This window comes from [Borrelia] tanukii (genome assembly GCF_030439725.2).
Classification (GTDB): domain Bacteria; phylum Spirochaetota; class Spirochaetia; order Borreliales; family Borreliaceae; genus Borreliella; species Borreliella tanukii.
Genome location: NZ_CP124034.1, coordinates 65730 through 87159 on the forward strand (window position 1 = coordinate 65730; position 21430 = coordinate 87159).

General features: G+C 26.6%; 18 protein-coding genes and 1 pseudogene. 13 read left to right on the top strand and 6 right to left on the bottom strand.

Annotation, left to right across the window (positions count from 1 at the left end; all coding sequences use genetic code 11):
• Window positions 1-6 precede the first annotated feature (6 nt).
• The 10 genes from QIA27_RS00865 (at window position 7) to QIA27_RS00910 (ending at window position 11921) form a co-directional block, all read left to right on the top strand.
• Window positions 7-1467 carry a hypothetical protein gene (locus tag QIA27_RS00865; RefSeq protein WP_301403450.1) on the top strand — a complete coding sequence of 487 codons (1461 nt, stop codon included), beginning with the start codon at window positions 7-9 and terminating at the stop codon, window positions 1465-1467.
• 7 nt (window positions 1468-1474) lie between these two features.
• Window positions 1475-3790: an RnfABCDGE type electron transport complex subunit D gene (locus QIA27_RS00870; protein ID WP_301403451.1), complete on the top strand. Its 2316-nt coding sequence runs from the start codon at window positions 1475-1477 to the stop codon at window positions 3788-3790.
• On the top strand, window positions 3787-4347 hold the full coding sequence (locus QIA27_RS00875; protein WP_301403452.1) for a hypothetical protein: 561 nt from the start codon (window positions 3787-3789) through the stop codon (window positions 4345-4347). Before QIA27_RS00870 ends, QIA27_RS00875 begins: the two co-directional genes overlap by 4 nt.
• A 15-nt stretch (window positions 4348-4362) precedes the next feature.
• Window positions 4363-5440 (top strand): peptide chain release factor 2 gene (gene prfB, locus QIA27_RS00880; protein ID WP_301403453.1). Its coding sequence is split into 2 segments (ribosomal slippage): window positions 4363-4418 and window positions 4417-5440, totalling 1080 coding nucleotides; the frame shifts between segments, so codons are not numbered across the junction.
• Window positions 5422-6831: a hypothetical protein gene (locus QIA27_RS00885; protein WP_301403454.1), complete on the top strand. Its 1410-nt coding sequence runs from the start codon at window positions 5422-5424 to the stop codon at window positions 6829-6831. Before prfB ends, QIA27_RS00885 begins: the two co-directional genes overlap by 19 nt.
• Before the next feature lie 33 nt (window positions 6832-6864).
• Window positions 6865-7710 (top strand): signal recognition particle-docking protein FtsY, encoded by an 846-nt coding sequence (gene ftsY, locus QIA27_RS00890; RefSeq protein WP_301386207.1) that lies wholly within the window; start codon window positions 6865-6867, stop codon window positions 7708-7710.
• Window positions 7707-8735, top strand: a complete 1029-nt coding sequence (locus tag QIA27_RS00895; protein ID WP_301386208.1) for a hypothetical protein — start codon at window positions 7707-7709, stop codon at window positions 8733-8735. Before ftsY ends, QIA27_RS00895 begins: the two co-directional genes overlap by 4 nt.
• Complete coding sequence (locus QIA27_RS00900; protein WP_301386209.1) at window positions 8736-9989, top strand: ABC transporter permease; 1254 nt, start codon at window positions 8736-8738, stop codon at window positions 9987-9989. It begins immediately after the preceding gene.
• A 1-nt stretch (window position 9990) separates the two neighbouring features.
• A complete protein-coding gene (locus tag QIA27_RS00905; protein ID WP_301386597.1) occupies window positions 9991-10671 on the top strand; it encodes an ABC transporter ATP-binding protein in 681 nt (226 codons plus the stop codon).
• Entirely contained in the window at window positions 10668-11921 is a 1254-nt protein-coding gene (locus QIA27_RS00910; RefSeq protein ID WP_418906221.1) for an ABC transporter permease, read from the top strand. The genes QIA27_RS00905 and QIA27_RS00910 overlap by 4 nt, the downstream gene beginning before the upstream one ends.
• Before the next feature lie 9 nt (window positions 11922-11930).
• On the opposite strand, the gene QIA27_RS00915 is transcribed toward QIA27_RS00910, so the two are convergent.
• Window positions 11931-13223, bottom strand: coding sequence for a hypothetical protein (locus QIA27_RS00915; protein ID WP_301403455.1), 1293 nt, complete (start codon window positions 13221-13223; stop codon window positions 11931-11933).
• Window positions 13216-13536, bottom strand: coding sequence for a hypothetical protein (locus tag QIA27_RS00920; RefSeq protein ID WP_040351356.1), 321 nt, complete (start codon window positions 13534-13536; stop codon window positions 13216-13218). The genes QIA27_RS00915 and QIA27_RS00920 overlap by 8 nt, the downstream gene beginning before the upstream one ends.
• A gap of 178 nt (window positions 13537-13714) precedes the next feature.
• Here QIA27_RS00920 and QIA27_RS00925 point away from each other — a divergent pair, with 178 nt between their 5' ends.
• From QIA27_RS00925 to QIA27_RS00935, 3 genes and pseudogenes are all read left to right on the top strand, one after another.
• Complete coding sequence (locus QIA27_RS00925) at window positions 13715-14983, top strand: cysteine desulfurase (RefSeq protein WP_301386211.1); 1269 nt, start codon at window positions 13715-13717, stop codon at window positions 14981-14983.
• 59 nt (window positions 14984-15042) lie between these two features.
• Window positions 15043-15472: pseudogene (locus tag QIA27_RS00930) on the top strand (iron-sulfur cluster assembly scaffold protein).
• A complete protein-coding gene (locus QIA27_RS00935) occupies window positions 15469-17004 on the top strand; it encodes a YifB family Mg chelatase-like AAA ATPase (RefSeq protein ID WP_301403456.1) in 1536 nt (511 codons plus the stop codon). Before QIA27_RS00930 ends, QIA27_RS00935 begins: the two are co-directional and overlap by 4 nt.
• A 29-nt stretch (window positions 17005-17033) precedes the next feature.
• Here the strand turns inward: QIA27_RS00935 and QIA27_RS00940 are convergent, their stop codons facing one another.
• The 4 genes from QIA27_RS00940 to QIA27_RS00955 all read right to left on the bottom strand — a co-directional run bounded on the left by QIA27_RS00940 (window position 17034) and on the right by QIA27_RS00955 (window position 21419).
• Window positions 17034-17984, bottom strand: a complete 951-nt coding sequence (locus QIA27_RS00940; protein ID WP_301403457.1) for an L-lactate dehydrogenase — start codon at window positions 17982-17984, stop codon at window positions 17034-17036.
• A gap of 119 nt (window positions 17985-18103) precedes the next feature.
• On the bottom strand, window positions 18104-19930 hold the full coding sequence (gene lepA, locus QIA27_RS00945) for a translation elongation factor 4 (protein ID WP_301403458.1): 1827 nt from the start codon (window positions 19928-19930) through the stop codon (window positions 18104-18106).
• Window positions 19931-19933: 3 nt separating this feature from the next.
• A complete protein-coding gene (locus QIA27_RS00950; RefSeq protein WP_301403459.1) occupies window positions 19934-20914 on the bottom strand; it encodes a hypothetical protein in 981 nt (326 codons plus the stop codon).
• Window positions 20915-20984: 70 nt separating this feature from the next.
• Window positions 20985-21419, bottom strand: coding sequence for an ATP synthase subunit K (locus tag QIA27_RS00955; protein WP_004790144.1), 435 nt, complete (start codon window positions 21417-21419; stop codon window positions 20985-20987).
• Window positions 21420-21430 lie beyond the last annotated feature (11 nt).

Here is a 21430-nt window from a genome sequence, read left to right on the forward strand (position 1 = left end):
AAATAAATGGTGCGTTTTTTAAGTTTTTTATGTTTAATTACAACAATGCCACTTATTAATTCCTGCGATATCGCTCAATTTGGAGACTACAAGCCCTTATACTTTACAAATGAAGCTGATCTGAAAATTGCTAATGAATATATAAATTCACTAGGGTACAAAACAATCTCAGAATACACAACTAAAATTGACATTTTAGACTTTCCCGAAAATAAAAAAATCACAATAAATGAGACAAACAAACTTAACAATCTTGATCTAAGGAAAAATATATTTTTAAAAAAACTACCCAATCTTTTCAACATAGAAAATAAAAAACTTCTTTATGTTGAAAACAGGTTTAAAACTATAAATTTTAAAAAACTAAAAAAAGATCTCAATGTTAATGTTGACATGCATTCTCTTGACTACAAAACAAAAATCAATTTTATTTCAAGCATAATATTTCTAATCATAATAATTTTATTAATTTTTTTAGACCCAGCAAATTCTATATTTACTTTAATTTTTCTATTAATTTCATCCCTTACTTTTATAATAAGCAAAGAAATAATATATTTTTATCCATTTACAGTTCTCTCTTACTTGCTATTTTCAATAATCAATAATTTTAACAAAAATTACAATAAAATATATTTAAAAGAAATAAATTTTTTAACACTAATAACAAAGATAAAACGATTATTATTTTTGTTTATATTCACAACTATATATTTCATTACAATAATAACTTTTTTTACTACAAATATTGATCCCACTTTTATTGTATTTACTGCAATACCAGCCCTCTGCATTTTCTTAATTTTCAGCTGGATAAAAACAGAAAGCAATTTTAAAGATACATTCTTATTCCCGATCGAAATTAAAGAGAAAAAAAAAGCTTTAAAATCAAAAATAGCAATACATCTACTACTATTTACACTCTCATTAATACCATTCGCTTATTCAAACCATATGCTAAATTCTTATAACAACATCAACTACCTTTACAGTAAAAAACTAAATTATTTTGATTATTTAAATCCTAATAATATTTATATAATGCTGGGATATAACAAAGACATGCCCAACATTGTAGGGTACCTATCCCATATTCTTTATCAAAACGAATTGAAATACAATGTTACTGCTAAATATGGGGAAATTACTAAAAATATAAAAGAAAATTACTTTGAAATCAAAAACAATAAGATAGAAATTAATCCTAAAACCGTTTACGAAGTAGACAAATCATTTATTGATGAAGCTCTTAAAAAAGATCTTGCTAGTCTGTTTTTAAAAAATAAAAACCCAATCTTAATATATAAAGAAAACAAAAATAATATCAACATAGATAAAAAAAATTACAAAATACTCTTCTTATTCTCATTACCTTTCTTTATATTGCTATTCCTATTTAAAGCAATAAGATTTACAATTCTTTTAAACATAAATGAAAAAACCTATAGAAAATATATTCAAGGATAAATAACTAATGCTAGACTTAGAAAAAGTAAAAACAATTTATAAAAAATATAATAAATATGAAGTGAGCATTGACGAGATTCAAATACCCGAGTATGCACTAATACCCCTTGAAATAGAAAATTCAAAATCTGTAACATACATAATTGAAAAACAAAAAATAGAAGAAAATCAAATTTTATCGAAAAATTCAAACATAGAACTGTACACATACTCTCCAATATCTGGAATAGTAGAAAAAATATACACAGCCAAATTTCCAGATGGGAAAGAATTAAAATCAGCACTAATCAAATTTCAAGGAAAAATAAAAACCGAAAAAATCCCAATTGAAGATGAAATCTCAAGAGAAAAAACCCTGGAAAAATTAATTCAACTAGGAATCCCTTGGTTTAACGAAAGTTCTTTATTTCAATTCATAAACAAATGTAAAAAAATAGACAAAATGATTTTATTAACAAACGGAAAAGATGCATTTACAAATATTTCAGAAGCGCTGATGTCAGAAAAATTAGAAGAAATTCTTTCAGGATTCCAAATAATCGACAAAATATTTAAATTCAAAGAAATAACAATAATATCAAACAAAGACAAATTGAAAAAAGAATTGGAAAAATTGAGTATTTTTAAAAACAGAAAAATACAAATTAAATCCTTAGAAAATGCATATCCTTATACAAATCACGAAATGATAATGCACTTTTTATACAACAAAAACGCAAAAGATGATATAAATCCTCACAATAATATTTTATTAGTAAATATTGAAGATCTATACAACACAAATCTTGCTATAAAGAATAACAATCCTTATAAGGAAAAATTTATAGCCATAAATGGTAATAAAAAAATAAAAAGCAGAATACTGAAAGTAAAAATTGGAACTTCTTTCAGTCAAATAATAAATGAAAAAATTGATACAAAAAAATATGAAATTTTTTTAAACAACCCAGCCAACCAAATAAAAATTAAAACATTAAACATACCAATAACAAGAGATATTTATAGCATCACCATATTAAAGAAAAAGTCAATATATGACAAAATTAGAGCATTGTTTATACCTAGTTTTTCGCCATTGCAAATGGAAAATATTATTTTTTCATACTTAAAGAATAAAAAAATAAATGATAGCAACAAATTAAAAATATTTAAATATACAGACAAAGAAGCAGAAGAAGAAATACATAAAGTTCAAAAAGAAATTAAAGGTAAAATTCTAAATGAAAATCTAATAAATGGGGTAATATACACTGAAAACAACTTAAAAGATATATACTTTACTATCATACTAGCATTATTGCCCAGCTTAATATTTGCTTTCCTAAACAATACAAAATTCATGACAGACACTTTGCTGTTAATATTTATTAGCATAGCAATCTATATACCAATAATGCTAAAAATTAATTACAAATGCTTGTCTTTTTTTGTTTACAATGCCTTAATGATAAGCATTATATTGCCTTTAAATTTAGAAATTATGCTAAAAATAATCTCCTTATTATTTACTTTTTTAGTATTCTTTTACTTCTTCAGGCTATCAGCATTTTTAGCAAATCCTATATTAATTTCTTTTATGTTTTTTGTATTAAATTTTCCAGTAAGTTTTAAGCAAGCCTATCAAGAAGGATTTAAAAACTCAATATCAATAATTCCAACTTGGAACGAAATAATTAAAACAAATCCAAACATAAAAAATTTAAAAAGTTTGAATACCTTCACAAGATATGAAAACAAAAAAATAGATGCAATTGAAAATTTTGTAAATAAAAACATTTTTTCCGTTTTCAACATAATTGTCACAAGATTTCATATTGAAAGTCTTGTGGGAGTTAATAATGAAAAAAAAATATCTCCAATCTTGCTTTATTTTGGACTCTTATTAATAGTTGGCAAATATATAATTAATAAATTAATACCATTGTCATTTTATATAAGCTTAATGATAATCTCATACATAACACATAATATAGGACTACTAAACTACATCAGCTCAGATATGCTAACATTGCTTATTTCTCCAATACCAATGCTCTTAATATTTACAATGGCAACAGAAATTCAAATAACACCTCACTTCAAATTTGAGCAAATACTCTACGGATCGCTATTGGCATTTATATACTTTTCAACATTAAGCTATATTCCTTTTGAAACTTTATCGGTCATAATATCTATTTTTATCTTACAAGCAAGCTCAAACTTAATAAAAAAATATAGTCTAACCTTAAAAATTAAAAAAATAATACATTTTTTGAAAACAAATAAAGAAAAAGCACTCAAAACTCCTCTTGAGAATGAAAAGGATATAATAAAATTATGACTAATAATTTAATTGCGTGCTTGATTATTAACAACTTGACTTTAATACACTTTATTGGATTTGAGGACATAAAAATCAAAAACAATGCAATCTTAATAAAAAAATACATCATAATAACAACTACCTCTTTATTAATATATTCAACATCATTTTATCTTTATAAACTGCTTGCAAAGAACAATTTATTGTTCTTAATGCCAATTTTTTATGTAATTTTAATTTACCTGTTGATATTATCATTTAAAGTATTAAATGATATATTTATTGCTTACAACAAAAAATCAAATTATTCAAACGATTTTATGCTTTCAAATAGCAGCTTAATTGCAATAACATTTTTTGCACTTGATAAGAACAACGGATTTTTTGAAGGATTAGAAATACTTATTCTGTCTGCACTTGGCATACTAATAGCTTTAATCTCAATAACATCAATAAAAAAAAACTTTGATAAAAAACCTAAAATCAAAATATTAGAAAACGAACCAATATATTTTTTTATAATGTTTATTTTATCTTTAATTCCAAATATAATTATATTAATAAACAATCAATAATAGTGAGAAATAAAAATGAAAGAAAAAATAAATACATTGCTTAAACAAGCCGAAGACATTTGGAGGAAGCTTTGACAAAAAAGAAATTCAAGCTAAAATCGAAAAATATGAAAAAGAAATAAACCAAAAAAATTTTTGGAATGATCCTAAAAGAGCCCAAGAAGTTATTAAAGCTCAAAGCATCTTAAGAAACAAAATTGATCCGTGGGAAGAGCTAATAAACAAAATCAAAGACCTAAACGATCTGTGCGAAATTATTGAAAATGAAAAAGATACTAGCAGCTTGGAAATCGAATTTAATGTACTTGAAAAACAGTACAAAGATTTGCTCACAATATCTTACTTTAAAGAAGAGCTTGATGCAAATGGTGCTTTTTTAACTATTCATTCTGGTGCTGGAGGCACTGAAGCGTGTGACTGGGTTGCAATGCTTTACAGAATGTATTCAAGATATGCTGAGAGAAAAAAATACAAAACAGAACTTATTGATTTGCTTGAAGCAGAAGGTGGAATCAAATCTGTTACAATAGAAATCAAAGGTGAGTATGCTTATGGACTGTTAAAAAGTGAAGTTGGAATACATCGTCTTGTAAGAATTTCTCCGTTTGATGCTGCTAAAAAACGACATACCTCCTTTGCATCAGTATTTGTTGACCCTGTTATTGATGAAAAAATAGAAATAATAATCAAACCGGAAGACATAAGAATTGATACATACAGAGCATCAGGAGCCGGGGGACAACACGTCAACAAAACATCCTCTGCTGTAAGAATAACTCACATTAAAACAGGAATAGTAACTCAATCTCAAAGCGACCGAAGTCAGCACAAAAACAAAGACATGGCAATGAAAGTTTTAAAATCAAGGCTTTACGAATACTATAAGAGTAAAGAAGACGAAAAAAACAAATCCAAACAAGACACAAAAAAAGAAATTTCTTGGGGCAACCAAATAAGATCTTACGTATTTCAACCTTACAATTTGGTAAAAGATCACAGAACAAAATTTGAAAATTCAAACACCACTTCGGTTATGGACGGCAATATAGATAATTTCATAGAAGAGTATTTAAAATGGAAAAGCTTAAACTAACGCTAGTAATACCGTTACTAATATTTACAATACAAAAAATAAATTCTCAAAGTAATATCAAGTACAACTTTTCCTATATTATTAATACAAAAACAGAAAATATTGACCTTAAAAAAGGAATTGAAAAACAATTGGACAAAGTCTACGACAAAATAACAGAACATACTGTAAACAATAATGATAAGAATATCATTGAAGATATTTACATAAATCAAGATATAATAAAAACAGAACTTGAAATTAGTAAATTAAAAAAAGAAATGGATAAAAAAAAACTTCAAAATATAATAACCGCAAAAGAAACGCATAGCACCAAAACCAAAATTGATGAGCTTAAAAAAGATATTCAAAATATTAACAGCAAGCAAAAAAAATTTTCAGAATATTTTAACAATTTAAACAAACTAAAAGTAAAATATAAAAAAATCGAAGAACAAATAAACATCTCAAATTTAAATAAAGAATTTTTCATAAGAGAAGAATTATTTTTCATTAGCTATATTGATCTGAAAAAAATAGAAAATTATTATTTGCTAGAAATTAGCAACATTACTCCTGAGAAAATTGAAACTGAAAAAGCAGTATTTAAAACATCATCTTCTATTAATGAAATTGCAGATAAAATAACAAAACATAGTTTCAAAGAAATATTAGGTAGAGAATTTTTAAAAATCAATATTAACGTAAAAAACAACCCAGATGCAAAAATCTATATAAATGAAAAATTTGTTTCAAAAGGAATCTATTACGATAATATTTTTGACATTTCTAAAATCCCAAACAAAGAAATTGAAATACAAATCACAAGTACAAACTTTGAAAATTACTCTACTAAAAGAACGGTGAAAAATGCAGATTCAATAATATTAAATATTGACTTAAAAAGAACAATCTCTAAAAAAGTAGCAATTACAAGCAATGTAAAATCTAAAGTTTTTAGAAAAGGTATATTTATAGGAGAAACCCCAATTGAAATTGAAAAACCAGAAAATCAAGACATCATTTTGCTTAAATCTAGCGGATATAAAGATAGATTTAAGTTAATAAATAAAGAAGAAGATCAAGTAGAAATAGAAATGATAAAAACCAGCAAAAATAGACTTATCAATACAAGGGATAAGTTTTATGTTAATCTGGCTGTTTTTACATTAAGCACAATAGGAACCATTTTTGCAGGAACATTGCTCAACAATGCAGAAGCACTTTATAAAATAACTGGCAATCACTTTATAAACAAAAAATTACCAGCTGAAGATGTTTATATGGCAAAAGCAGAACAAATAACTGCAACATTCCTATTTGGAGCAGGCATTACTTTAACTATTGGCAGTTTTATTTCATTAATAACTCATTTAGTAGAATATATTAAAGAAGCAAATCTGGGAGAATAGATTTAACAATCAATATACTAGGAGAACAAACTTTTGGGCATTTTAGAAAAAATAAAAAATTTATTTAAAAGTAACCAACAAGAAAACATTATTGAAAACTTAGAAGACATTCTATTAGAATCAGACATTAATAATGAAATTGTAATAGAAATAATAAACAAATTAACAAAAGAAAAAAATAAAAACGAAAAAATTATTATTGAAAAACTAAAAGAACTTTTAAGCAATTATATTAACACAAAAAAATTTACTCTAGAAAACAATAAATTAAACATTTTGTTAATAGTTGGCATAAACGGAATTGGAAAAACATCAAGCATAGCAAAACTTGCAAATAAATTAAAAAATGAAGGTAAAAATATATTAATATCGGCTGCCGATACATTCAGAGCAGCCGCAATTGAACAAATGAAAATTTATGGTGAACAAATCGGAATCAGAATAATATCTCAAAACCAAGGAAGCGATCCATCAGCTGTAATATTCGACAGCATCTCAAGCGCTAAGCTTAAAAATTACGACGCATTAATTATTGACACAGCTGGAAGATTGCAAAATAAAGAAAATTTAATAAAAGAGCTTCAAAAAATAAACAATGTAATATTAAAGCAAATAAAAAACACCAACATAAATTATCAAAAAATACTTGTAATCGATTCTACTATTGGAAAAAATACAAACAGTCAAGCAGAAATTTTTAATAACGCAATAGAAATAGACGGAATAATAATCACGAAACTTGATTCATCCTCCAGAGCAGGTGCACTAATAAATATTTCAAAAATTCTTGAAAAGCCCATATACTTTACTACATTTGGAGAAAAACTAGAAGACATTAAAGAATTTGATATCAATGAATATCTTAATAAATTGCTATGAAAAAAAAACAATTAATACTTCTTCTATTTATACCACAAATTATTTATGCAAAAAGCTACTTTGCATCTGATGCATTTTTCAATAAATACCAAAAATTAAACGAAAAGCCAAAAACAGGGTTTTACATTGAGTACCATTCTATTGATGATACCGAGAAACTTTACTTATATAAAGACGCTGATTTAATAAAATACAAAACAATTCAAATCATAGAAAACACAATAAAAATCACATATTATGATACAAAAGATATAAAAAGAAAAGAAGAAGTTTACGACAATCTATATAACAAAATACAAGAAATTGAATATGACAACAAGGGAAAAATTCTTGAAACAGCAAATTACTTTTATGAAAACGGTAACTTAATATCCAAAAATTTAAAAACAATAAACCAAAAACCAAAATTAATATACTATTCTAAAGACGAAAATGGTAAATTACTAAAAATAACAGGATCAAATTTTCAAATTTGGAACTATGGAATTAATGGCGACATAAAATCTACATATTTTGACATCAAAAAATCAACAACAAAAGTGATAAAATATGATGATAAAAAAAGAAATTCAAACAGTACAATAATTGTTAATAATAAAATAAAATCTAAAGAAAAAAACCAATATCTAGATGAACAAAAAACAGTAAATACCTTTGAAGAAGAAAATACAAAAATCATATCTACCTATCAAAGAAACAATCTGATTAAAGAAGAAACATATAAAAATAATGAACTTATAAAAACAAATGATTTTCAATACAACTCATCTGATATGATAATTTTTCAAAACACTAAAGAAAAGGATAAAGACCAATACACCAATACCAAAATTGAATACGAATATAACCAAGACAATCAATTAAAAAGCAAAAAAATTTATGAAAACGATACAATTTATCTAAAAACCGAATACCACAATGATAATGAATATGAAGAAGAAATTTACTACAATAAAACCCCCGCTCTTAGAATAAAACACAAAAATGGAAAAGTTATCGAAGAAAAACCAATAGGAACAAATTAAATGAATATAAGAAATTTTTTGCTTAAAAAATTAATACTAGAAGAAAAAAATAGCCTAGCCCTCACAATTGTAATAATATTAAGCATCGCCTTAGGTGAAATAATAATAATCCTAACAATATCAATCATGAATGGTTTTCAAAATGATTTTTTCCTTAGCATTACAAATGTAGAAAGTGGAAATTTAAAAATAGAAAATGAACTTACTCAAGAAGAAATTAAAGAAATTAAAAAGATTGAAGGAATAAGACATATAAATAAAATATACGAAACACAAGGCATTGGAATTCAAAATTATTATTATCCAACCATTTTAAATATCATTGCAGTTGATATTAAAGATCTCAAAAAAGATCAAAATTTTATTTCATTTACAGGACTTGAAAAAGCTGAACTGGATCTTAAAGACAATGAGATCATTATTGGAAATGTGCTCTCCTATAATTTCAACTTATTTGAAAATGATACCCTAGAATTAATAATCACCGATGAAATAAAAAACCTTATATCATTAGGAAATGATATAAAAAAATTTGAAATAAAATCAATTTTCAAAAGTAATTATGCAAAAATAAATGAAACTTTAATTTTCATGAATATAGACTATTTTATTAAAAATAAAATTTTACATAATTCTAGCATTAATTACCAAGTAAAAACAAAAAATTTAAATCCAAGTAAAAAATTAATTGAAAAGATCAAAGCTATTAATCCAAAATTAAAAGTAAAAACTTGGAATGAATACAATAAAGAATTTTATAAGGCATTAAAAATAGAACGAAATACAATGTTAATTATTTTAGCAAGCATTTTCATTGTTATTGCCGTTAATGCATATTATCTGCAAAAAAGAATAATAATAAATAAAAATAAAGCTATTTTAATATTATTAGCTATGGGACTTAGAATAAAAAAGATAAAGCAAATTTTTTTTATTCATTCAGTAATAATCTGCACTGTGGGAGGGCTTCTTGGATTAATACTAGGAATTTCAATTTCCCTAAATATAAATGAAATTTTAAAAATAATTGACAATCTGGTAAACACTTTAATAAATTTTTTAAATCAAATATTGGCCTTAAAAATAGATGGCATTAAAATACAAATAATAAAAAATACAATTACTCCTAAATTATTTTTAAGCGATTTAGCATTTACTTTCTGCTTTGCATGCTTTTCCACAATATATTCAAGCATGAAAGCAACAAAAAAAATTGGAAATCAAAAAAACATTGAAACTATAAATGGATCGTAAAATGGAAAATATATTAATTATAAAAAATCTTTGCAAAGCATACAAAAAAAATAAAACAAAAATTCAAGTAATAGAAAATTTAAACTTAACTGTAACAAAAGGCGAATTTATTTCAATTCAAGGAAAAAGTGGTTGTGGGAAATCAACTCTTTTTAATATGATTTCGGGAATTGATAAAATAGATTCTGGAAAAATAATATCGTGTGGAATATCTTTGAAAAATGCAAATGAAAAAACATTAAGTTTATATAAAAACAGACAAATAGGTTTAGTATTTCAAAACTATAATTTAATAAATGAGTTTAATGTAATTGAAAATATAATTTTACCCAAAATTATCTCGGGCCAAGAAACAAAAGAAACAATAAATAAAAAAGCTCTAGATCTAATGAAAATACTAAACATAGAAAACAGAGCAAAACATTACCCTTCAGAACTCTCAGGGGGCGAATCACAAAGGGTTGCTATTGCTAGAGCGTTAATCAATGAACCTAATATAATCTTGTGTGATGAACCTACGGGGAATTTAGACTTAAGCACAGCTAAAACTGTAGAAAATCTACTTATAAATACAGCAAAAAATTTTAAAAAAACCTTAATACTAGTTAGTCATAACCCTCAATTTGCAAACAAAGCAGATTCAAAATATGAATTTAAAGATAGGACATTAAAAAAACTATGATGCTTCTAAAGCTAACAGAAATTACAAAAATTGCTTACATAATTTTTAAAAATTCAACAAATAAAATAGCCTTAATAGGTTCTGGAATATCATTAAGTTTAGTAATGATTCCATTAATTATTGTCTACTATATGTCTAGCAATATTATGACTTCTACTATTAATAAATATATTGAAAGTGAGGGATTTTCCATACAAATAGAATACAACGACACAAACAAAACTCATTCCCTAAAAGACAGGTTAAGCTCATTTAAAAAAAAATATAATTACAAAGATTTAAATTATTTTTTTGAGAAAAGAACTTACGGAATCATTGGAAATAATAAAAAACAAGGTGTATTAATAAGAGCAATAGAAAACGAATTCATATTGGAAAACAAATCAATAAAATTAATAAAAGGTACTAAAAATTTAAAAAAGGATTCCATACTCATTTCAAATCAAATAAAAAATAAACTTAATGTAAATCTCAATGAAAAAATTGACATTTTGATTCCAAATACAAAAAACAATAAAATAATGCCTAGAATAAAAAAGTTTAATATCTCAGGAATAATTGAAACCGGACTAAAAGATATTGATAACAATTTAGTGTTAATTTCTTTTGAAAATGAAAATTTAATGTCAAAAAAGTTTTCAAAAAGCATAATTGGACTTAAAACAAATTCCAATTCCATAAAAACCAATGAACTCTTGAAACAGAATTTAGAAACTGAATTTCAAGAATTCCAAACAAAAACATTCTATGAACTTTACTTAAATAAATATAATAATCTAGATATAAGTAAAAAACTTTTAATATTCATTATGGCTTTAATTATAATATTTGCAAGCATCAATATATCTTCGTCCCTTTCAATGCTTATTTTTGAAAATAAAAAGAAAATTGCAATACTAAAATCAATTGGAATGAATAATTTAAACATAAAAATAATATTTCTTTTGATATCGCTCACATTAAGCACCACCTTTTGTGGGATTGGAATAATAATTGGGAATTATTTAACACTTAAAATATCTTATTTAATAAACTTTGTTGATAATGTTTTAAACTTTTTTTTAAAAATATTTGGAGAAGAAAATTCTGAAATATTAAACTCAGAATATTACGTATCTGAATTTCAAATAAATTTAAGCCTGAGCTTTAATTTAACACTTCTTGGCTTATATATGCTAATAACCATTTTAACCACACTGATTCCGCTTAGCATTATCTCAAATTTAAAAGAAAAAGAAATTTTAAGATAATTTAAAGCGCTACTTAATCACAACATTATAAATTTTAATAGATGAAAAATCCTTTTCAATTGTAGGATAAATCTCACTTGGAAAAATTGTACTAATTGTGAAGCTCTGTTTAGATTTAGATTTTAAAAAAGAATTTGCAGAAGAAATTAATTTGCGTCTCAAAGACCTAATGATTCTACCTTCCTTATCAATATAACTAATTTCAATCTCTAAATTTTTAATAACATCCTTTGAAGAATTGAAAACTTCTATCACAGTATTTGCTTTACAAATCCCAAAAGACTCTTTAAAATAACTTCCAATATATTTAAATTTTAATATAAAAGAATCTGAGTCAAGATTTACACCAATTTTATCATCAACATTCTCAAAAAAATCAATCTCAATAATATCTAATACTATTTTTTTAGGATTAAAATCAATAGCTCTTGGTATACTTGATATAACATCAATTGGAATGTAAACATTTTTACCCCATTTTGCAGAAAAATCACTTTCTTTGTCAAAAACCTGATTAAACACAGATTTACCAAGATCATCGTAAACTGTAACTCTGTAAGAAATCTTTTTAACAGGATTCGTTGTTGAGACAATCCCCGCTTTAAGTTGATACAAATGCGCATCTTCAAACACTAAAACTTTAGCATCCTCTATTTCTATGTAATATAAGCCTTTAGAGTGTGAAATAAGATTAGCAGCTTCAACTACTAAATCCGTAGCCATAGTAATAGGGGGAAGACCCTGTAATGCAAAAGAAGGGGTAAATTTTTCTTTTAAAGCCATTTTACCGCTCCCATTTACATTAATGAAACTCTGAAAAGATCTGTAAGTGATAAAAGAAATAAAAAATATCAAGATAGAACTCAAAGTTAATATTAATATTCTGTTCTTGGATTTTTTAAATTCATAGTAGTTAATTAAATCCAAATCGTTTCTTATTCCAAATTCTTTTGCCTGCAAACTTACATGGATCATTTTTTTTTTAGATTCTTTAGTATTTACCCTATCAGTAATCTCTTTAAAAAGAGAAAAAAATAAACTAAACATTGATTTATCGTGAAGAGAATAAAAATAGATAGATTCAAGCTCTCTAAAAGCAACATCTACCCTACCCATATCAACAAATCTTTTAACTCTTGTATAAGATCTTTTAAAATGAAGCTCCATATTTTCAATATCATTATCAGAAATACCTGATATTTCAATAATATTTTTAATACTCTTTTTGCTTAAAATTTTATTTCTATGCTTCTTAAGTTTTGATAAATAAATCTTAATTCTATCTTCAGATGTTTTACTCATTATCTTCTAATTCATCAACTTTTTTTAAAAGCCAATAAGCAATATTTCTGGCAGTAGTCTTTGTAATAGAAATTCCTATAAAAGAATTGATTAGTACTATTTTGCCCTCTTCTCCACGTTTTAATTCTTTTGAAGCCTCTTCTAAAACACCTTCTTTAGTTTTGGTGTAAGCAATCTCTTCAGAAATCTCTGTAGATTCGAAAACAAGATCACAAAAAATCTCCCCTGTGCTAGTTACATTCCCATAAATATTATTAACAGGAACCAATTTATAATCTTCAACTTTTTCAAATCTATAAATTACTTCTTTCATATAAACGAGTATATCATAATCAAAAAACATAACCAATAAACAAAATTGATACAAAAAAATAACTTCCAATTTAAAAAATAATTATTAATTAATCATTATTTTAAACTTTTTTGTGAAATATAAAATAATGCTATAATGATTAAAGCTAAAAATTAATACAAAGGAACTTGTAAGGATTATGGACTTCAAACAAATAAAAAGCAACGCTGAAAAGGTCAAGTTTTTAAGAAAAGATTTTCCTATTTTAAATAAAAAATTTAACAATAAGCATATAGTTTATTTTGACAATGCAGCAACCTCTCAAAAACCTAAAAAAGTAATTTATTCTAGCATAGAATATTATGAAAACTACAACGCAAATGTACATAGAAGCGGTCACAAATTTGCAATTCAATCTAGCATAACAATAGAAAAAATAAGAGAACTTGTAAAAAATTTCATTAATGCAGAATCTGCAAAAAATATAATATTTAACTCTGGCACTACAGATGGAATTAACACCATCGCAAACTCATTTTTTTACTCAAAATACTTTAAAAAAAAAGATGAAATTATTCTTACAACTCTTGAGCATAATAGTAATTTACTGCCATGGGCAAATCTTGCAAAATTAGCTAATCTAACAATTAAATTTGCTAAATTCAATGAAATGGGAATTATTACCCCTGAAGAAATTGAAAAACTTATTACGGAAAAAACAAAACTCATCAGTATTTCAGGAATAAATAATACTTTGGGGACCATTAACGATTTGGAATCTATTGGAAAAATAGCAAAAAAATATAATATAAGTCTTTTTGTAGATGCCGCACAAATGGCACCCCATATAAAAATAGATGTTAAAAAAATTGGCTGTGACTTTTTGGTATTTTCTGGACATAAAATGCTTGCTCCAACAGGAATAGGAATTTTATACATTTCAAATAAAATGGCTGAAAAGCTTCATAGCTCAAAATTGGGGGGAAACACTGTAGAAGAAATATTCATAGAAAATAAAAAAATTAAATTTAAATCATTCGATGCTCCTAATAAATTTGAATCAGGAACCCCAAATATTGCGGGAATTATTGGACTTAAAGAGGCAATAAAATATATTAATAATATTTCTATGGATTTTATTTTAGAACATGATCAGCAATTAATCGAATACGGGGTAAAAAAATTACAAGAGATTGATGAAGTCGAATTTTTACTAAATACAAATCTTAAAAGAAATTCAATAATATCATTTACGGTAAAAAATATTCACTCACACGATATTGAAACCTATCTAGATACAATGGGAATAGCAACTAGAGCTGGAAAAACTTGCTCCTATGTAGCATTTTTTCCAGAAAATTTAAATAAAAACCATCTTTTAAGAGTTAGCTTTTATTTTTACAATACACAAGAAGAAATTGATATTTTCATATTGGGGTTAAAAAAAGTAATAAAAGAGCTTTCATAAAAATCTTCATAATATTTTTTATTATTGATTTAATAAATCAAAGAAAATAAAATTAAATTATGCTCACTGAAGAAACTAAAAGAAAATTAATAAGGCTTAGTAAAGTAAATAATTACATAATACACAAAATAGAAACAAACCAAAATTTCAAACATCAATCTAAATGCGGGGATCAAATTTTATTCCAAATAATAGAAGCAAATAACGGAAAATTTAATTTCAAACATCATGCATCTGGATGCATGATTTTACTTGCAAGCGCTAACGCTTTAAACAAATTGTGCAATAATAAACTAAAACCCGAAATCCTAAACTTGGTACAAAAAGTAATAAGCAGCGATTTTACAAATCTAAACGAAATTGACGCAAGTTTAAAAATTTTTAACGCATTCACAAATACAAATAGAAAAGACTGTTTTTTATTGCCATATAAATCTTTAAAAGATAGTTTGGAAAACTACAAGCCTGTTAAGGAGAGCTATTAGATGAAAATCTATTCACACTCATCAATCGGATATGAAGGAGAGCTAATTGAGATTGAAATAGATATTAAAAAAGGAATTTCTGGAATTGATATTGTGGGGCTTGCTGGAAGCGAAATTAAAGAATCAAGAGAAAGAGTAAAATCAGCTATCAAAAATTCAAATTTTCATTTCCTCAAAGATAGAATATTAATAAATCTTGCACCAGCTGGAATTAAAAAGCTTGGAACAGCTTTTGACCTTTCGATTGCTATTAGCATTATTAAAATCCAAGAAAACAAAAATAATGAAAATTTAGAAATCTTAGTATTGGGAGAATTGCAATTAGATGGCAAAATAAGATCAATAAAAGCGGTTTTGCCAGCCATTGCTCTTGCCAAAGAAAAGGAAATAAAATTTGCAATAGTTCCCTTCGAAAATTTAGAAGAAGCTCGCCTAATAGATGGTTTAAATATTTGGGGTGTTAAAAATTTAAAAGAAACTATAAAAATAATAGAACAATTAAACGACAATATACTTCCCCCAAGAACAAATATTAAACCACAACCAACAATTGAACAAGATTATATTTTAGATTATGACTTTAAAAATATAAAAGGACAACAAAGAGCAAAAAGAGCAATTGAAATAGCAATTGCCGGGGGACATAACATTATGTTATTTGGTCCACCTGGAAGCGGGAAAACACTTAGCATTAAGTGCGCCCAATCTATTCTTCCTCCACTTACAAACAAAGAACTGATAGAAACAAATAGAATATGGTCAATATCAGGAAAATTAATAGACAGCAAAATAATAAAACAAAGACCTTTTAGAAATCCTCACCATACTGCTAGTAAAGAAGGAATAATTGGAGGGGGTCCAAATCCTTTACCTGGAGAAGTGTCTCTTGCCCACAATGGAATATTATTTCTAGATGAAGCTTTAGAATTTAAAAAATCCATCTTACAATCTTTACGTGAACCTATTGAAGACAAATCAATTTCAATCTCAAGAGCAAGTTCCAAATTATTCAAATACCCCGCCAATTTCCAACTAATGCTTGCAATGAATCTTTGCCCTTGTGGAAATCTTGGCAAAAAAAATACAGATTGTTTTTGCTCACAACAAGAAATCTCAAATTATTGGAAAAAACTTGGAGCTGCAATGCTTGATAGAATTGATATTAGAGTTCCAACAAGAGCAATTAATAATGAAAAATTACTCAGCGAAACAAGCGAAAGTTCAAGCGAAATAAAACAAAGAATAATAAAAGCAAGAAACATCCAAAATATAAGATATGAAAGTTTTGCAAACATAAATAAAAATTCTGATCTTAATTCCGATCACATTGAAAAATTTTGCGAATTAAGTGCAATCTTGAAAAATGATTTAATTTACATTCTAAACAAACTCAACATATCTTCAAGAGCAACACATTCAATACTAAAAATTGCAAGAACAATCTCCGATTTAAAAGAAGAAGAAAATATTTCAAGAGAAGCCTTACTTGAGGCAATTGAACATAGAAAAAACGGAGAAAATATGCTTGAAAAATAAAAACCCCTAAAATATTTGGGGTCTTAAAACTAAAATTCTATTTTATCAATATAGCTCTTAAGCTGATTGGCAGAATTGTTAAACTTCTCAAGCTCTTTAGAGCTTATCTTAAAGTTTAAAACTTCTTTAACTCCTTCTTTACAAACTATAGATGGTGCTCCGATATAAATATCTTTAATTAATCCCCCATACTGACCATTAATATAAGAAGATATTGGCAAAATAATATTCTGATCTCCAATTATTGCATTTACAATATTCTTAATACCAAGCCCAATAGCATAATAGGTTGCCCCCTTTAACTTAATTACCTCATAAGCAGCACTCACAACCTTTTTATGAATTTCATCAAGCTCCAACTCAGTTATTTTACCTTCAGCAAGATATTCTGATAAAGGCTTCATTGCTATTTTTGTTTCATCCCAAGTAGCAAAAGAACTATCACCATGCTCACCCATAATATATGAATGTATATTTTGAGTATTCACATTAAAACGATCACTTAAAAAATATCTAAGTCTTGAAGTATCAAGAATAGTACCAGTACCAATAACCTTATGAATAGGAAATTTGGAATATTTCATTGTAACATAAGTCATAATATCCACAGGGTTACTTGCAACAACAAAAATACCATCAAACCCACTAGCTACAACATTAGTTACAATATCTTTAAAAATTTTAGAATTTTTATCAACCAAATCAAGTCTTGTTTCACCAGGCTTTTGATTAAGTCCTGCCGTAATTACAACAATATCTGCGTTAACACAATCTTTGTAAGTCCCAAACGATACATTAATATTCTTCTTTAAAAACATTTGGCCATGATTAAGGTCCATGACCTCACCTTTTGCTTTATTTTCATTAACATCAATAATTACAAGTTCATGTACAAGCGAATTGTCTATTGTCAAAGCATAAGCAAAGCTTGAACCCACCCCACCAGCTCCAATAAGAACAACTTTATTAGACTTAAGCATAATAACTCCATATAAATTTAAACTACATACAACTAATTTTAAATAAACAATGATAAAAATATTTTATCGCATTTCTAAGGGCTTTGCCAATAAAATACTTTCAAAAATTAAAAATACATTTAATTATCATTAGATTTCAAAACCGCAAGAAAAGCACTTTGTGGAATCTCAACATTCCCTACCATCTTCATTCGCTTTTTACCTTCTTTCTGCTTCTCCAAAAGTTTTCGCTTACGAGTAATATCACCACCATAACACTTAGCAGTAACATCTTTTCTAACAGGAGAAATTGTCTCTCTAGCAATAACATTAGAGCCAATAGCACCTTGAATGGCTATTTTAAATTGTTGTCTTGCTATTTCATCTTTCAACTTTTTACAAATCCCAATAGCCTTAGTTCTTGCACTATCTTTAAAAACCAATTGAGAAAGTGCATCAACCCTATCCCCATTGACCAATATATCTAATCTTACTAAATCTGTATACTCATAATCTAAAAGTTCATAATCAAAAGAAGCATATCCACGACTCACAGATTTAATCTTATCATAAAAATCAAAAAGGATTTCAGAAAGAGGCATTTTATAAATAAGCTCAACACGCTTAGTATCAAGATAAATTAAGTTTGTCTGCACTCCTCTTTTCAACAGACACACACTCATAATATTTCCTAAAAATTCTGTAGGAACAATAATATTGGCTCTAATATAAGGTTCAAGAACACTTTCAATAGCTTCATTTCCGGGAAATTGTTCAGGACTTTCAATAAAATAAGATTCTCCCTTTTTAGAAATTATTTTGTATCTAACAGAAGGAGAAGTCAATATCACATTTAAATCAAATTCACGCTCAATACGCTCTTGAATAACCTCTAAATGCAAAAGACCAAGAAATCCACACTTAAAACCATGCCCAAGAGCCGCTGATGAATCTTTTTCAAATATTAAAGATGCATCATTAAGCTTTAATCTATCCATTGCCTTTAAAAGATCATCGTATTGATTAGCATCAACAGGATACACTGAAGAAAACACTACAGGCTTAACTTCTTTAAATCCCTCAAGAGGGAATAATGCAGGACAATCACAAAGAGTTACTGTATCGCCAATCTTCACATCTGATATATTTTTTATTCCTGCAATAAAATATCCGACATCCCCTGCTTCTAACCTATCTTTTCTTTCAAGCAATATCTTAAAAACTCCAATCTCCTCAATTACATACTCGCTATTAGTATGCATTAACTTAATCTTATCACCTGTCTTGATTTGTCCTTCGAAAATCCTAAAGTGAACAACAACCCCTCTATAAGAATCATAATGGGAATCAAAAATTAATGCTCTTAATGGATCTTTAATACTTCCTTTAGGGGATGGCACATACTTACAAATAGCTTCAAGCAAATCATCAATTCCTATTCCATTTTTAGCAGAAATCAAAATAGCAATTTCTTCATTTAATCCCAAATCATTTTTTATTTGCTTTTTTACAAAGTCAATATTAGCATTTGGAAGATCTATCTTATTAATAACAGGAATAATTTCTAAATCGTGCTCAAAAGCCATATAAAAATTAGAAACTGTCTGAGCTTGTATTCCCTGGCTTGCATCAATTAATAAAAGAGCACCCTCACAAGATGAAATTGCTCTTGATACTTCATAAGAAAAATCAACATGGCCTGGAGTATCCACAAAATTTAACTCATAAATATCACCATCATTACTTTTATAAGTAATTGTTACTGCCTGGCTTTTTATTGTAATTCCTCTTTCTCGCTCAATCTCCATACTGTCAAGCATTTGACTTTTAAAATCACGATCAGATATTATTTTAGCCTTTTGAATAAATCGATCGGCTAATGTCGACTTACCATGATCAATGTGTGCAATAATGCAAAAATTTTTCTTACGAATACTAATACTTGCTCCCCCTAAACCATAAATCAAGATTTAAAAATTTACCTTTTTTTTAAATACAAAATCCTTAATTTGACTTCTTGATTTCGTAATATAAGGAGAAAACCTTGGTGCAAGATCCACTATTAATTTCCAAGTATCTATTGCTCTAAATCTATAATTGCCATTAGAATATGCATAAGTAGCAACAGCAATATTGTAAACTATTTCCCAAAAATCTGTAGATTCAAAAGCATTTTTTATTGACTTATACTCATTAATTTTTTGAACAAAAGACCTTAAATTTTTAAACTGATACATAGGTTCATAATAACAAACATAATCATACATTCTTGTTAAAATCCCTACTGCGGCTATAAGCCCATGAGTAATTGAAAGTTCATAAGCCTTCAAGCGCAAATAAACTTTTGACAATAACTGATGCGTATCAATAACATTGTAGTTCTTAAATCTGTAAAGATTAAAGGTAAAATCAATACCAAAAGCCCCTCTTACTTGTTTTAAATAAGAAGTCAAATAAAATGAAACATTAAATTTATTGTTTGATGTACTATTTTCGCTTTGAGCATAATCATGATAACTATAATAATCTTTTTTAGTTGAAAACTTATTTAATATTTCGTTTAAATAATCAATCGTATCAACATAATTATTCTCAAGTTCGGCCATTTTGGCTAAAGAAAAAAGTATTTTTTTTTCAAAAGATCCATCTAGTAAATAATCTTTGTCTTCAAAAGACTTGTAAAGGTTTAATTTCTCAAGAACAGCATTGCCAGACATACCATAAGCTACTGACAAATAATAACTGGCTTCAGGATAAACACCTTTTCTAAGCAAAGCTTCCTGCAAATAATTAATAGCATTCGTAATATTAGACTTACTAAACTCAGATTTAGAATAAAGAAATTGCCTACCTTTTTCAAGTAAAATCCAATACGGAAAATTTTTATTACTTGAAGAATTCAAAGAAATAGAAAAAGGCAGAGCAAAAAACAATAAAACCCAATTTCTCATAATAATAAATATATTAAATTAACTCATAAATTACGAGAAAACTTAATATTAAAAATAATAATAATCAAAATTAAACAAACTTGAATATCATTAAAAATACCATTACAAAAAGAGCAACAGATTCTATTAATCCTAAAACTAACAAGTATGTAGCAAATCCTTTTCCGGTCTCAGAAAAAGCATCACAAGCGCCTGCTGCCGCTTTACCTTGAGCAAATCCAGAAACAGCAATCGCAAACCCACCGCCAAGACCAGCTCCAAGTAACAACCATGGATTTGTCTGCATCATTACCTCATATAACGTGTTCATTAAAATATATCCATATATTATTTGAGTCAATGGTGCTGAAACAAAAACAATCAATAAAAATGGTGCTGGCTTTCCTTGCATATAGCATCTCTTCCATGCTCCAATAGCAGCACTGCCTGCTGCTCCCATACCCAACGCGGAACCTATTGCCGAGATTGTTAAAGCTGAATTAACTCCTATTAAACCTATATCCATAAGTACTCCTT